This is a genomic window from Cryobacterium sp. TMS1-20-1, assembly GCF_004402355.1.
Lineage (GTDB): Bacteria > Actinomycetota > Actinomycetes > Actinomycetales > Microbacteriaceae > Cryobacterium > Cryobacterium levicorallinum.
This window is the reverse complement of record NZ_SOGF01000024.1, coordinates 98,396-112,970: the sequence shown is the minus strand read 5'-3', so window position 1 is coordinate 112,970 and position 14,575 is coordinate 98,396. Positions and strand designations below refer to the sequence as shown.

14 protein-coding genes are annotated in these 14,575 nt (G+C 65.1%); 3 read left to right on the top strand and 11 right to left on the bottom strand.

Going from position 1 to position 14,575, the window contains the following annotated elements:
- Nucleotides 1–488 precede the first annotated feature (488 nt).
- From E3O45_RS05450 to hisC, 6 genes are all read right to left on the bottom strand, one after another.
- Complete coding sequence (locus E3O45_RS05450) at nt 489–836, bottom strand: type II toxin-antitoxin system PemK/MazF family toxin (protein WP_241985235.1); 348 nt, start codon at nt 834–836, stop codon at nt 489–491.
- Nucleotides 830–1,075 carry a CopG family transcriptional regulator gene (locus E3O45_RS05445; protein WP_134442346.1) on the bottom strand — a complete coding sequence of 82 codons (246 nt, stop codon included), beginning with the start codon at nt 1,073–1,075 and terminating at the stop codon, nt 830–832. The genes E3O45_RS05450 and E3O45_RS05445 overlap by 7 nt, the downstream gene beginning before the upstream one ends.
- A gap of 267 nt (nt 1,076–1,342) precedes the next feature.
- Nucleotides 1,343–2,134 carry an ABC transporter ATP-binding protein gene (locus tag E3O45_RS05440; RefSeq protein ID WP_134442345.1) on the bottom strand — a complete coding sequence of 264 codons (792 nt, stop codon included), beginning with the start codon at nt 2,132–2,134 and terminating at the stop codon, nt 1,343–1,345.
- A gap of 7 nt (nt 2,135–2,141) precedes the next feature.
- Nucleotides 2,142–3,041 (bottom strand): ABC transporter permease, encoded by a 900-nt coding sequence (locus tag E3O45_RS05435; protein WP_134442343.1) that lies wholly within the window; start codon nt 3,039–3,041, stop codon nt 2,142–2,144.
- A gap of 13 nt (nt 3,042–3,054) precedes the next feature.
- Nucleotides 3,055–4,050: an ABC transporter substrate-binding protein gene (locus E3O45_RS05430; RefSeq protein ID WP_134442341.1), complete on the bottom strand. Its 996-nt coding sequence runs from the start codon at nt 4,048–4,050 to the stop codon at nt 3,055–3,057.
- Between the two features lie 71 nt (nt 4,051–4,121).
- Nucleotides 4,122–5,189, bottom strand: a complete 1,068-nt coding sequence (gene hisC / locus E3O45_RS05425; protein ID WP_134442340.1) for a histidinol-phosphate transaminase — start codon at nt 5,187–5,189, stop codon at nt 4,122–4,124.
- Between the two features lie 271 nt (nt 5,190–5,460).
- On the opposite strand from hisC, the gene E3O45_RS05420 reads away from it, so the two are divergent.
- Genes E3O45_RS05420 through E3O45_RS05410 form a run of 3 tightly spaced genes read left to right on the top strand, consistent with a single transcriptional unit; the run spans nt 5,461 to nt 9,254 of the window.
- On the top strand, nt 5,461–7,641 hold the full coding sequence (locus E3O45_RS05420) for an ATP-dependent Clp protease ATP-binding subunit (RefSeq protein WP_134442338.1): 2,181 nt from the start codon (nt 5,461–5,463) through the stop codon (nt 7,639–7,641).
- A gap of 60 nt (nt 7,642–7,701) precedes the next feature.
- A complete protein-coding gene (locus tag E3O45_RS05415) occupies nt 7,702–8,751 on the top strand; it encodes a zinc-dependent alcohol dehydrogenase family protein (protein ID WP_134442336.1) in 1,050 nt (349 codons plus the stop codon).
- Between the two features lie 32 nt (nt 8,752–8,783).
- Complete coding sequence (locus E3O45_RS05410; protein ID WP_134442334.1) at nt 8,784–9,254, top strand: hypothetical protein; 471 nt, start codon at nt 8,784–8,786, stop codon at nt 9,252–9,254.
- On the opposite strand, the gene E3O45_RS05405 is transcribed toward E3O45_RS05410, so the two are convergent.
- The 5 genes from E3O45_RS05405 to E3O45_RS05385 form a co-directional block, all read right to left on the bottom strand.
- Nucleotides 9,251–9,565, bottom strand: coding sequence for a nitroreductase family protein (locus E3O45_RS05405; protein ID WP_134442332.1), 315 nt, complete (start codon nt 9,563–9,565; stop codon nt 9,251–9,253). The two genes, E3O45_RS05410 and E3O45_RS05405, sit on opposite strands and share 4 nt — an antisense overlap.
- Before the next feature lie 135 nt (nt 9,566–9,700).
- A complete protein-coding gene (locus E3O45_RS05400) occupies nt 9,701–11,386 on the bottom strand; it encodes a long-chain-fatty-acid--CoA ligase (protein ID WP_134442330.1) in 1,686 nt (561 codons plus the stop codon).
- Nucleotides 11,383–12,465 carry a low specificity L-threonine aldolase gene (locus tag E3O45_RS05395; protein ID WP_134442328.1) on the bottom strand — a complete coding sequence of 361 codons (1,083 nt, stop codon included), beginning with the start codon at nt 12,463–12,465 and terminating at the stop codon, nt 11,383–11,385. Before E3O45_RS05395 ends, E3O45_RS05400 begins: the two co-directional genes overlap by 4 nt.
- Before the next feature lie 31 nt (nt 12,466–12,496).
- Nucleotides 12,497–13,609, bottom strand: coding sequence for an ABC transporter permease (locus E3O45_RS05390; RefSeq protein ID WP_134442326.1), 1,113 nt, complete (start codon nt 13,607–13,609; stop codon nt 12,497–12,499).
- Nucleotides 13,606–14,490 (bottom strand): ABC transporter ATP-binding protein, encoded by an 885-nt coding sequence (locus E3O45_RS05385; RefSeq protein WP_134442376.1) that lies wholly within the window; start codon nt 14,488–14,490, stop codon nt 13,606–13,608. Before E3O45_RS05385 ends, E3O45_RS05390 begins: the two co-directional genes overlap by 4 nt.
- Nucleotides 14,491–14,575 lie beyond the last annotated feature (85 nt).

Below are 14,575 nucleotides of genomic sequence, written 5' to 3'. Positions count from 1 at the left end.
GGAACAGGCCATCAGAATCGCTCATAATCAATTTTCCCAGACCAACACCCCAACCCCGGGAAATCGACCGGCGTTTTAAACTTTGGTACTACTGACCCACGCTCCTAGGGCCCGTCCAGTTTCTAGATCAGTGCGTATCGTGAGCGAAGTCTTGCAACAGTTTGTACTCCAAGAGAACTTGCATATTTAAGTTCGTTTCGTCTCCCGTGCCACCGTTCAGCTGATCATCCACAAGTATCCGCAGTTGTGAACGGCGCCGGGTGAATGCGGATACTCTGGCGCCGTACCACAGCACGTGGCTCCACCACCGTTCGCTCTCTGCGCCCTGTTCGCACTTACGCTGACGACACCGGGATTGCGGATAGCGGGAGTGTTGATCAGCGGAGCCATCGCGCCCTGGTCGCTCATAGGCTGGGTTCTGCGGCGGCGAATTGCCCGAAGGGCATTCAGTCAGACGGCTAAGTCAGCTGCCACGGGGCGTTCTGGCTCTATAAACCGAGTGTGAGGCGAATGCCCGCGCCGATCTCGGCGAGCAGGTACGCAGGTACATGCCCGGCGGGATAGGGGTCGAGGAATTCCCGGCTGACCGGACCGACCTGAGAGACAATGGCGACGGAGTCCTTCTCAAGTCCGGAGGCCTCGGCGGGTATCAGGACGTTCCCCGGGAATGCTTCCAGTCCCGTGTTCGACGTCAACGGGACGACCTGTACCGTGGCGATGTTCGTGGCTAACAGCCAGTCCTCCTGAACAACGACCGCAGGGCGAACTTTCGCCGGTTCGGAGCCGCGGGACGACCCGAAATCGACCCAGACGACATCCCCGCGCGCCGTCACCATTCGGACTTTTCTCGGATCAGGCGCTCAGATTCACGCAGGAACGCTCCGTCGCCGGAAGGCTGTCCCGTTCGTGCCAGCACCGCGTCAGCGATTGCCGTCAGCTCGGAGCCACCCTCAAGTTCGTCGGCCAGGCGCTGCGCGCCGAGTCGATAGAACTCCGACCGGTTCATGCCGTGCTTGCCCGCGATGCGCTCGAAGCGCTCGAAATCGCCATCGGGAACCGAGATCGCAGTCTTCATGATCCAAGTATAACCCGTCATACCGTCTTCGTGTGTGACGAGTGGTGTTCACTATGGTGGACTGCATCCGCTCAAAATGGTGTGCCAGTGAAGATGCGCTGGAGGTCCAACCGGACCACAGCCTGCTCGTCGTCACCAAGGTCGTTATAGACCGCCTGTCCGGCTCAGACGCCGCCGAGCCAGCCGCGATTGAGTCCCTGACCCACGAAGCGCCGCCCGGCCTGCGCAATTCCGCAGGGCCGAACCGGCGCTCCTTGCCGTCGCAAATTACCCGAGCAGCGCCCGGTCGTCGAGGGACGCGCCCTTGATCTTCGCGAACTCGGCGAGCAGGTCGGGCACCGTCATGGTGGCCTTGCGCTCGGCGTCGACGTCGAGAATGATCTGGCCCTCGTGCATCATGATGAGCCGGTTGCCGAGGCGCAGCGCCTGTTCCATATTGTGTGTGACCATGAGCGTGGTGAGATGGTGCTTGGCGACGATGCTTTCAGTGAGCGTCGTGACCAATTCGGCCCGCTGCGGGTCGAGGGCGGCGGTGTGCTCGTCGAGCAGCAGGATGCGCGGCTGGGTGAAGCTCGCCATGAGCAGCGACAGCGCCTGCCGCTGGCCGCCGGAAAGCAGCCCGACCCGAGCCTTGAGTCGGTTTTCAAGGCCGAGCTCGAGCGAGAGCAACTCCTCGCGAAAGAACGCCCGACGTTTGTGGGTGACACCCCAGGCGAGCCCGCGAGGCTGACCGCGGCGCAGCGCGAGCGCGAGGTTCTGCTCGATGCTCAGGTCGGGCGCGGTTCCGGCCATCGGGTCCTGAAACACGCGGCCGACGTACGCGGCTCGCGCGTAGTCGGGCATCCGCTTGACGGAACTGCCGTCGATCGACAGGTCGCCGGAATCGATCGGCAGCTTGCCGCTGATCATATTGAGCAGGGTGGATTTTCCGGCGCCGTTGCTGCCGATAACGGTGACGAAATCACCGGTGTTCAGCTGCAGTGACACGTCGTTGAGGGCGACGCGTTCGTTGACCGTGCCGGGAAAGAAGGTCTTGGTGATGTTCTGAATGAGCAGCATGAGACTCCTAGTTCGCTTTCACTGCGGCGGCGGAACGCATCTCGCGCAGCGAGGGCACGCGTTTCAGGAAGCCCCAGCGCGGCAGCAGCAGGGCGGCGACGACGAGCAGCGCCGAGATGAGCTTCATGTCGTTCGGATTGAGCCCGGCGCCGAGAGCGAAGAAGATCACCAGGCGGTAGATGACGGCTCCGCCGATGACGGCGAGCGAGGCGAGAAAAATGGTGCGCCGGCCGAAGACGGCCTGACCGACGATGACCGAGGCGAGTCCGACCAGAATGAGGCCGATGCCCATGCTGACATCGGCGAAGCCCTGGTACTGAGCGATGAGTGCGCCGCAGAGGGCGACGAGCCCGTTCGAGATCGCGAGGGTGAGAATCGTGGTGCGGTGCGTGTTGACGCCGAGGCTGCGGATCATCTGCTCGTTATTGCCGGTCGCCTGAATCGACAGGCCGAGGTCGGTGCTGAGAAACCAGTCGATGGCGAACTTGATGACCAGGGCGGCGACGGCGAAGATCAGGATGCTCCAGGCCCCGCCGAGCAGGCCGGCGTCACGCAGCGGCGTCATCAGGGTGTCCTCCCGCAAGAGCGGCAGGTTGGATTTGCCCATGATGCGCAGATTGATCGACCACAGGGCGATCATGGTGAGGATGCCGGCGAGCAGGCCGTCGATGCGGCCCTTGGTGTACAGCACACCGGTGACCAGGCCGGCCACCGCTCCCGACGCCGCCCCGGCGAGGGTGGCGAGGGGAGCCGGCACACCATTGATAATGAGCGACGCGGCAACCGCGGCCCCGGTCGTGAAACTTCCGTCGACCGTGAGGTCGGGAAAGTTGAGGATTCGAAACGTCAGGTAGACACCCAACGCCATGATTCCGTAGAGCAGGCCGAGTTCGAGAGCCGCATTCATCTGGGTAGTCCTTCTACTCGATGATTCGGTCGGCCTTGGCGATGAGTTCCTCGGTGAGGGTCACTCCCATCCGCTCGGCAGCGGCCGGGTTGAGGATGAACTCGATCGTGTCGAGGGTCTCGACCGGCATGTCGGCGGGGTCTTCGCCGTCTTCCAGGATGCGGATGGCCATCTGGCCGGTCTGGTAGCCGAGGTCGGTGTAGCTGATGCCGTAGGTCGCGATGGCGCCACGTTCGACCTGGCCGTTTTCGGCGCCGAACAGCGGAATCTGGTTGGCCTCGGAATACTGGATGACGGCTTCGAGGCCCTCGGTGACGCGGTTGTCGGTGGGAATGTAGATGGCGTCGACGTCGCCGAGCGACTCGGTGGCCTGGGCGACCTCGCTCGAGTTGGTGACGGTGGCTTCCTTGATGGTCAGGCCGAGGTCGTCGGCTGCCTCCTTGGCGAGTTCAACCTGCACGTCGGAGTTGACCTCGCCCGAGCTGTAGATAATGCCGACCGACTGGGCGTCCGGCAGAATCTCCTGAATCAGTTCGAGCTGCTCCTTGACCGGGTTCAGGTCGCTGGTGCCGGTGATGTTGCTGCCCGGCTTCTCCCAGCTCTCGACCAGTCCGGCTTCCTTCGGCTCGGTCACGGCGGTGAACAGCACGGGAATGTCGGTGATGGTCTGAGCGGCGGCCTGCGCGGTGGGCGTGGCGATCGCGAGCACGAGGTCGACCTTGTCGGCGGCGAACTTCGCGGCGATGGTGCTCGCGGTGGCCTGCTCGCCCTGCGCGTTCTGCTCGTCGAACTCAATGTCGGTGCCCTCGACGTAGCCGGCGTCAGCGAAGGCCTGCTTGAAACCCTCGCGGGCGTCGTCGAGCGCCTGGTGTTGCACGATCTGGCTGATGCCGATCGTGATCAGGTCGTCTGAAGCGGATGCTGTCGGCTCGCTGGCCGCGCAGCCGTTGAGGGTGAGGGCGCCGGCGGCAACGAGGGCGAGGGCTGACAGGGATTTGGTGTGCTTCATGCTGGGAAATTCTCCTTTGAATTCATGCTGCTTCGGCGCGCGGGAACCTGCGGCCGAACGGTGAGGGGGTGCTAGACGGTGGCTGGCGCCAGGGCTGCCGCGGCGGCGACCAGGAAGCGGTCGTTCTGCTCGGCCGTGCCGATCGTCACGCGCAGGCCTTCGCCGGGGAAAGCGCGGGCCAGGATGCCTTCGGCGATGAACGCAGCGTTCACCCGGTCGGTGTCGTCGCCGGTGCGGAGCCAGACGAAGTTTCCCTGCGAGTCGGTTACGCGCCATCCGCTCGCCTGCAATGACCCGAGCACCCGGGTGCGTTCGGCGACGATCTGGTCGATGCGCACGGTCAGCTCGGCCTCCGCGTCGAGGGAGGCGAGGGCCGCGCGCTGGGCGAGCGCGGTTACGCCGAACGGCAGGGCCACCCGGCGCAGGTTCGCGGCAACAGCGGTCGGTGCGATCGCGTAGCCGATGCGCAGGCCGGCCAGGCCATAGGCCTTGGAGAAGGTGTGCAGCACGGCCACGTTGGGGTAACGGCGAAAGAAATCAATGCCAACAGCGGAGGAGGCGTCACGGTTGAAGTGCACGTAGGCCTCGTCGACGACGACCAGCACGTTCTCGGGGACCCGGGCCAGAAACGCGTGCAGTTCCTCGCTGGTGACGAAGGCGCCGGTCGGGTTGTTGGGGTTGCAGACCAAAATCAGTCGCGTCTGCGCGGTGATGGCATCGGCCATAGCGTTCAGATCGTGGCACTCATCGCTCGTGAGCGCGACCGGCACCGGCGTCGCACCGGCGACCTGCACCAGAATCGGGTAAGCCTCGAATGACCGCCAGGCGAAGATGACCTCGTCACCGGCCCCGGCGCTCGCGTGGATGATCTGGGATAGCACCTCGACCGACCCGGCACCGAAGGCCACGTTGTCGCTCGAGACGTCGAACCGGGCCGCAATACGGTCGGTGACTTCGGCGACGGCCATGCTCGGGTACAGATGAATCTCCCCGAGAGCGGATGCGATTGCCTCGGTCACCGAGGCGAGCGGCGCAAACGGGTTCTCGTTCGAGGAAAGCTTGAACGCTCCGGAATCGCCCGCTGCGGCGCCCTGCTTGTACGCGGGCAGTCTGCTGATGGCTTCGCGTTGCTGCACCATAACTTTTCAACCTCAACTCGGGACGGGTATGCCAGACATGCGCGTCGAGTAAAGCGTCGGCAATGACGGGTCTGGTTCAGAGCGTAGTGATGCAGCAGAAGTTTGACAATTCGACCAATCAGCACGTCACAAACTGCACTATCTGACTGGTGTTAAGCGGGCTTCATCGCACAAGTTGTTCAGTTTTGTAATTTTCGGCGACCTATTTCGGCGGTTGGCCCGGGGGGACTAAACTTGAGCCAGCAAGGCTCAACTTTAGAGGAGACAGCTCATGCAAGCCGGTCAGCGACCACCGCAGCAAGACGCCAAGACGGCCCTCGAGCTCTACGGGGTGAACCTCACCGACATCGCCCGCAGCGGCAAGCTCGACCCGGTGATCGGGCGCGACGCCGAGATTCGCCGGATCAGCCAGGTGCTCACCCGGCGCACCAAGAACAACCCGGTCTTGATCGGCGAACCCGGCGTCGGCAAGACCGCCGTGGTCGAGGGACTGGCCCAGCGCATCGTGGCCGGTGACGTGGCCGACTCGCTCAAGGACAAACAGCTGGTCTCGCTCGACCTGGCCGCCCTCGTGGCTGGCGCCAAGTATCGCGGCGAGTTCGAGGAACGGCTCAAGGCCGTGCTCAAGGAGATCAATGACGCCGACGGAGCGATCATCACCTTCGTCGACGAACTGCACACGCTCATGGGCGCGGGCGGCGGCGAGGGCTCCGTCGCGGCCAGCAACATGCTCAAGCCCATGCTTGCCCGCGGCGAACTACGCCTGATCGGCGCTACGACCCTCAACGAGTACCGCGAATTCATTGAAAAGGATGCCGCGCTCGAGCGCCGTTTTCAGCCGGTGCTCGTCGGCGAACCCTCGGTCGAAGACACCGTCGCCATTCTGCGCGGGCTCAAGGAACGCTACGAAGCCCACCACAAGGTGACAATCGCCGATTCTGCCCTCGTGGCTGCGGCATCCCTCTCGAATCGGTATATCACCGCCCGTCAGCTGCCCGACAAAGCCATCGACTTGATCGATGAGGCCGCGAGCCGGCTGCGCATGGAGATCGACTCCTCTCCGGTGGAGATCGACGAGCTGCGGCGCAGCGTCGACCGGCTCAAGCTCGAAGAACTGGCGTTGAAGAAGGAGAAAGACGACGCGTCGAAAGCACGTTTGGTAAAACTGCGCAGCGACCTCTCGGAGCGCCAGGCGAACCTGGGGGAACTGCAGGCGCGCTGGGACGCCGAGCGGGCCTCGCTCAACCGGGTCGGCGAACTGCGCGAGCGGCTGGACACCGCGCGCATCGAATCCGACCGGGCTCAGCGGGAAGGCGACCTCGAAAAGGCCTCCCGGCTGCTCTATGGGGATATTCCGGTGATGGAACGCGCGCTCGCCGACGCCGAAAAAGAAGAATCAGTCGGACCCCGGATGGTCAACGACCAGGTCACGAGCGAGGACATCGCCGCTGTCGTCGCCGCCTGGACCGGCATTCCGGTCGGCCGGCTGCTGCAGGGCGAAACCGACAAGCTGCTGAACCTTGAAAATGAGCTCGGCCACCGCCTGATCGGGCAGAAGCGGGCAGTTCGCTCGGTCGCCGACGCCGTGCGGCGTTCACGCGCCGGGATCTCCGACCCCGACCGGCCGACCGGATCCTTCCTCTTTCTCGGCCCGACCGGCGTCGGCAAGACCGAGCTCGCCAAGGCGCTCGCCGAGTTTCTATTCGACGATGAAAAAGCCATGGTGCGCATCGACATGAGCGAGTACGGCGAGAAGTTCTCGGTATCGCGCCTGGTCGGAGCGCCTCCGGGCTACGTCGGTTACGAGCAGGGTGGGCAGCTCACCGAGGCCGTGCGGCGTCGCCCGCACTCGGTGATTCTGTTCGACGAGGTGGAGAAGGCGCATCCCGAGGTATTCGACGTGCTGTTGCAGGTGCTCGACGACGGTCGGCTGACCGATGGCCAGGGTCGCACGGTGGACTTTCGCAATACGATCCTCGTGCTCACCTCGAACCTCGGTTCGCAGTTTCTGGTCGATCCGACCCTGTCGGTGGAGCAGAAGGAACAGGCCGTGCAAGGCCTCGTGCGGCAGGCCTTCAAGCCCGAGTTCGTCAACCGGCTCGACGACATCGTGGTGTTCTCCTCGCTTACCACCGATGAGCTCGGTGAGATCGTTGAACTCGACGTTGACCGGCTGCAGAAGCGTCTGGCGGAGCGCCGGCTCGAGCTGGCAGTGACACCGGATGCCCGCCGCTGGCTGGCCGAACGCGGCTATGACCCGATCTACGGTGCGCGTCCGTTGCGACGCCTCATGCAGCGTGAGATCGACGACCGCCTGGCGCGGGCGCTGCTCTCCGGGGAGATTCGCGACGGCGACACGGTGCTCGTGAGTCTGGAAGCCGACGGGGACTCGCTCACCGTCGAATCCGCCCCCACGCTGTTGGACGTTCCCCTCGAGGAGGACCTGCTCTAGCCGATTCCCGCTCTCGCGTGTAAAAGGGAGATGTCCAGAGTCGCGGGTTACGCTTAATTCATGCTCGCAACTGTGATTTATGGCGAACGGGATGTTCGCCTCGAAGAAGTTCCCGAACCCGTACTCTCGACCGGTGGTGACGCCATTGTTCGCGTGACTGCGGCCTGCGTCTGCGGGTCAGACCTGTGGCCGTACCGGGGTATCGCCCCCACCGAGGAACCGCACCGGATCGGCCATGAATTCGTCGGCATCGTCGAAGCCATCGGTCCCGACGTCTCGACCGTCAAGGTCGGTGACTTCGTCATTGCGCCCTTCTACGACTGCGACGGCACCTGCGTCAACTGTCAGAACGGTGTGAGCACCTCCTGCCTCAACGGCGGCTGGTGGGGCGCGGACGACCAGCTCGGCGGATTCGCCGACGGAGCCCAGGGCGAGCGGGTGCGTGTTCCCCACGCCGACGGTTCGCTCGTTGCCACGCCGACAGTTCCGAGCGATGACCTCGTTCCGAGCCTGCTCACCCTCGCCGACGTCATGGGCACCGGACACCACGCGGCCGTCTCGGCCGGCGTGGAACCGGGCAGCACCGTGGTCGTCGTCGGTGACGGAGCTGTTGGACTCTGCGCCATTCTCGCGAGCAAGCGCCTCGGCGCGAGCCGCATCGTGGCCATGTCCCGCCACGCCGACCGCCAGGCCGTCGCCCGCGAATTCGGTGCGACTGACATTATCGAGGCGCGCGGCGATGAGGGCGTTGCCGCCGTGCAGGCCCTGTTCGACGGCGTCGGCGCTGACTACGTGCTCGAGTGCGTCGGAACCCAGGAATCCATGGATCAGGCCATCCGATCGGCTCGCCCCGGCGGAATGGTCGGCTACGTCGGGGTACCCAACGGCGGCGCCGAACTGCCGATCCGCACCCTGTTTGGAACAAACGTGGGCGTGAACGGTGGTGTCGCATCCGTTCGCAGCTATGTCGAGGAGTTGCTGCCCGAGGTTCTCTCCGGCCAGATCAACCCGGGCCGGGTGTTCGACCTGCAGCTGCCGCTGGCCGAGGTGGCCGAGGCCTACGCCGCGATGGACGAGCGCCGCGCCATCAAGGTGCTGCTCCGCCCCTGACCCACCGTCTGGCCCGCTCTGGAGGGACAATTGTGAACCAACCGTTCCTCTGGGGAGGGCTACTGGCCTTCGCCATCGCCGCCGCGATTCTGCGGCTCGTGGTGGGGCACCCGCTGCTGCGAGAACGTTCGGTGCGCGTGGGATGGCTGTGGGCTGTGGTGGCGTTCGTCAGCGGGCTTGCCCTGGTTTTTCACTGCGCCGCGATGTTCTTCGGGCCCTGGGTCGACGCCGTGTCGTTTCTGCTGGCACCGGCCGACATGGTTCGGGCCATGGGCGCGGGCAGCCAAGTCGCCTACTGGCTACCGGCCGCCGCCTTGGTAGTGGCGTGGCGGAGAGTGTGGGGGCCGGCCCTGGGGGCACTCATTGTCACCCTTGCCGGCGTGGGGGTGACCATGTATTGGCCGTTCCCGCTCGACGTACATCTCGCGTGGCTCACGGCCCTGATCATTGTCGGTTCGTTGGTTCCGACGCTGTTACTCCGTGGGCCACGCGCTGCGAGCTAGTCGTTGACGAGCAGCAGTTCGGTGAGCGGCGTGCGGCTGCGCGGGGCAACTTCGCGTTCGCGCAGCTCGGCGGTGAGATCGTCGGCATTGCCCAGCACTCCCAGCGCGGTGACGGTGACGACGGCCTGGTCCTCGGTGAGGTTGAACGCTGCGGCGAGGGCTGCACCATCGAATCCGCCCATCTGGTGGGTGTGTAGTCCGTCGGACTGGGCCGGGATCGACAGGTGGGCAACGGCCTGACCGAGGTCGTAGCGTGCCCACGGGATCTCGCGGGTCGCATCGATCAACAGCTTCTCCACGCTGACGATCAGAACGGATGCCGTGTCGGCCTACGCCTTGTTGAAGCCCATGAGAGCATCGTTGATCTTCGCAAAGCTCGCCGAGCCGCTGCGGGCAACAATGAACCGAGCCGGCTGGATGTTGCTCGCCGACGGAGCCCGACCGGTCTACTTGCCCTGCAGCCGGCCCCGCACCTCGCGGCGCAGCACCTTGCCGAGGAGGCTGCGCGGCAGGTCGTCGACCTCGACGATGCGGCGCGGCACCTTGTATGCCGAGAGCCGGGTGCGGCAGTACTCGCGCACCGCGGCCACGTCGAGTTCGGCGCCGGCAGCCAATACGACCACGGCCACGACGTCTTCGCCGCCGTTCGCGCTCGGCAGACCGATCGCGGCAGCATCAACGATGTCGGGGTGCGAGAGCAGGGCTTCTTCGACCTCAGACGGCGACACGTTGAATCCGCCGGTGATGATGAGTTCCTTCATCCGGTCGACGACGGTGATGAAGCCGTCGGCGGAGACCCGCACGATATCGCCGGTGCGCAGCCAGCCGCCGGGCAGCAGCACCTGGGCGGTCTCGCTCGGGCGGCCCCAATAGCCCGAGAACACCTGCGGACCGCGCACAAGCAGCTCGCCCTCCTCCTCGAAGCCGCGCTCAACCGTCGGGTCCTCCGGGTCGACCACGCGAATGTCGGTGCTCGGAAACGGCACGCCGACCGTTCCGGGGCGGCGGCTCGGGCCGATCGGGTTGCCGGCCACGATCGGCGACGCCTCGGTCATGCCGTAGCCCTCGACCAACAGCCCACCGGTCGCGCTCTCCCAGCGCTCCACGATCGACACCGGCAGGTTCATGGCACCAGAAATAGCAAAACGGATGCCGGCGAGACTCACCTTCTTCTTCGCAGCGGCCGTGACCAGACGGTCGTAGATCGGCGGCACCGCCGGCAGGAAGGTGGGCGGTGCGTGCTTGGTGGCGTCGAGCACGAGCTTCTCATCGAACTTGGGAAACAGCACGAGGCGGGCACCGATGCTCATCGCAAAGGTGAGGCACAGCGTGAGGCCGTAGGCGTGGAACATGGGCAGCACGCCGTACACGGTTTCCTCGCCGGGCCGCAGGCCCGCCACCCAGGCGGAGCCCTGGGCGGCGTTGGCGCGCAGGTTGTAGTGACTCAGAATGGCGCCCTTGGGGGTGCCGGTCGTGCCGCTCGTGTACTGCAAAACGGCGGTGTCCCCGAGCAGTGGGCGCTGATGCGAGGCATGCAGCTTGCGGGTTCCGACGAGGGAGTCCCAGCTGATCGCGCCCTTTCCGGGCCCGGCGGTGAGGGAGGCGCGAGCGTCCCGGGCCTTCCTGATGGGCAGCTTGAGGGCCAGCCGTTTCGACAACGGCATGGCGCGCGTGAGGTCGATGGTGACGACATCCGTTATGCCCATATCTCTGGGAAAAGCACGGACGGCGTCGTAGACCTTGTCCCAGACGATCGCGACCTTGGCGCCGTGGTCTTCAAACTGGTGGCGCAGCTCGCGGTCGGTGTAGAGCGGATTGTGCTCAACCACGATGGCGCCGAGGCGCAGCACCGCGTAGAACGCCACGACGTGCTGAGGGCAGTTCGGCAGCACGAGGGCCACTCGGTCACCCGGGCTCACGCCGAGCTTGCGCAGGCCGTTGGCGGCTCGGGAGATCTGCTCACCGAGCTGCTCAAAGGTGGTCGTGGCGCCGAAGAAATCCAAGGCAATGTTCGACGCGAAGGTCTCGACCGAGGCCTCGATCATCTCGGTGAGGGTTTCGGTGGTCTCGTCGATGGTGCCGGGCACGCCGGGCGCGTAAGAGGCGAGCCAGGGCTGATCCTTGAAGGTCATGACAGTTCTCGGGTGATGGCGGCGATGAACTGGTCGATGTCGTCTTCGGTCGTGTCGAAGCCGCACATCCAGCGCACCTCGTTCTTGGACGCATCCCAGTCGTAGAAGCGAAAGGATTCGCGCAGCCGGTCGGCGACACCGTCGGGCAGGGTGGCGAAGATGGCGTTGGCCTGGGTGGCCTGGCTGAAGTTGAGGCCGGTGATGGTTCCCTGGGCGAGTTCGGTCTCGAGCGCGCCGCGCAGCCGAGCCGCCATGGCATTGGCGTGGCTGGCGTTGCGCAGCCACAGATCGCCGTCGAGCAGCGCGATGAGCTGCGCCGAGACGAACCGCATCTTGCTGGAGAGCTGCATGTTGGACTTGCGCAGAAATTTCAGACCAGTGGATGCCGATGGGTTCAGTACCACGATGCACTCACCGAGCATCATGCCGTTCTTGGTGCCGCCGAAGCTGAGCACGTCGACGCCGGCGTCGCGGGTGAACGCGCGCAGCGGCACGCCCAGGCTGGCGGCAGCGTTGGAGATGCGGGCGCCGTCCATGTGCAGCGTCATGCCCTTGGAGTGGGCGTGATCGGCGATGGCGCGCACCTCGTCGACGGTGTACGCGGTGCCGAGCTCGGTGGTCTGGGTGATCGACACGACGAGCGGCTGGGCGCGGTGCTCATCGCCCCAGCCCCAGGCCTCCTGGTCGATCAGCTCCGGGGTCAGCTTGCCGTCGGGGGTCACGACCGGCAGCAGCTTTAAGCCGCCGACATGTTCAGGGGCGCCGCCCTCGTCAGTGTGAATGTGCGCGGTGGCCGAGCAGATCACGGCGCCCCAGCGTGGCAGCATTGACTGCAGCCCGGTGACGTTGGCGCCGGTGCCATTGAAAACGGGGAACGCTTCAACGCCAGCGCCGAACTGTTCGACGAAGACCTCTTGTAGCCGGGCCGTGTAGACGTCTTCACCGTAGGCGACCTGGTGGGCGCCATTGGCCCGGGTCATCGCCTCCAGAATCTCCGGATGAATGCCGGAGTAATTGTCGGAGGCGAAACCGCGGGACGAAAGATCATGGAGTTGGGTCACCCCTCCATCCTCCCGCATTCGTCTGGCCGTCTGCACGAAGTGGATGCCGCTACTTGTGCAGAGCCTCGCGCAGGGAGACGCGGGCGCCCATACGCAGCAGCGCGTTCGAGTAGATGCGCGACCCGATCAGAATCACCACCATCGTCGACAGGGCGAGCACGACGAGCGAGAGCACCGGCTCCCACCATTCGGCCTGGCCCAGGAAGATGCGCACCGGCATCCCGACCGGCGCTGAGAATGGCACGTACGACATGATCGCCAGCACGAGTGGGTTGTCGTTGAAGAAAACCACCATGAAATACGGGATCATGACGAGGAACAACACCGGCGAGGTCGCTGATCCCACGTCTTCCTGCCGGGACACCATCGATGCCGTGGCCGCGTAGAGGGCGGCGAGCAGCACGAAGCCGAAGGCGAAGAACACGGCGAACCACACGATCGCCGGGCCGACGTCGGCCAGTAGCACCCGTTGCCCGGTCACCGCCAAGCCGATCGAGACCAACAAGCCGATCGAGACGATCTGCGCGAACGCCATCAGGCTGTTGCCGAGCACCTTGCCGGCGAGCAGGGCCCGCACCGAAATCGTTGACAGGAGAATCTCCACGATGCGGGTCTGCTTCTCTTCGACGACGCTCTGCGCGATCGTGGCGCCAAAGGTTGTCGCGGACATGAGAAAGATGATTCCAAAGCCGATCGCCACGAGGTACGCAAGAAAACCGTCCTGCTCGGCCGGTTCGAGAATCGCAAGTTCGGGGTTCACGCTGAGCGCGCCGAGAACCTCGCCCGGCGCCGAATCGAGCGCGATCACGGTGATGCCGAGCAAGGAAGCGGGATTCGTCGACGGCACAACGGCCGCATCGACCGTGCCATCGCGCACGAGCGCCTCGGCGTCTTCGGCACTGGATGCTTCCACGATGTCGAAGGCTTGCGTCTGCTCGACGACGCTGATCGCGGTGCCGACCACGGCGACCTTGGTCAGGCTGGTGTTCTGGCTCATCATGCTGCCGACGATGACGGAGCCCATCGAGATGAGCAGCAAAATGCCGGTCGCGATCAGAAACGATTTGCTGCGCAGCCGCGCCGCGATCTCGCGGTTGGAAACCAGCCAGACACTCTGGGCGAAGGTGGGCGCGGTGTGCACCGGGCGGGTGGCGTTGCTCATGCGATGACCTCCTTGAAGATGGTGGCGAGACTGGGTCTCTGCTGGCTGAAGGTGTGAACGGCGCCGAGCGTGATCGCGTGCTGCAGGACCGCCTGGCTGGCGGCATCCGTTTCTGCCTCGAATTCGGCGTAATCGCCGTCGAAGTCGACGACGGTGATGCCGGGCTGCGAACGGATCCAGCTGATGTCGCCCGCGGTACGAATCTCAAACCGGGGGCGACCGTGTTGGTCGCGCAAGGCCTCGCCGGAGCCGTTGGCGCGAATTTCACCCTCGGCGATGATAACGAGGTCGTTGCAGAGCCGTTCGACGATGTCAAGCTGGTGCGACGAGAACAGCACGGGCGCGCCCTGCGCCGCGTAACCCGCGAGAACGCTCATGACCACCTCGACGGCGAGCGGGTCAAGGCCGGAAAACGGCTCGTCGAGCACGAGAAACTCGGGGTCGTGCACGAGCGCGGCGGCGATCTGGGCGCGCTGCTGGTTGCCGAGCGACAGCGACTCGACGGTATCGCCGGCCCGTTCGCCGAGGCCGAGCTGCTCCAGCAGATTGGTCGTGTTGCGGCGAGCGGATGCCGGCGACAGCCCGTGCAAGCGGGCCAGGTAGACGAGTTGCTCGGCGACCTTCATTTTCGGGTAGAGGCCACGCTCCTCGGGCATGTAGCCGAACCGGCGGCGATCACTCGCGGTAACCGGAATCCCGTCGATGAGCACGGTGCCCGTGTCGGGCGACAACACACCGAGAATGATGCGCATTGTGGTGGTTTTGCCGGCGCCGTTCGCGCCGACAAAGCCGGTCATGCGGCCGTCCCGGACGGTGAAACTCACGTCACTGAGCACCTGCCGGGTTCCGTAGCTCTTGGTGACTCCCCGAATGTCGAGCATGCCCGCCCCTTCGTTGTGCGTGACTTCACGGTAGCGCGGGCGGCGGCGCAGTGCGACGGCGGGCGCTGACGCCAGCAACACCGCC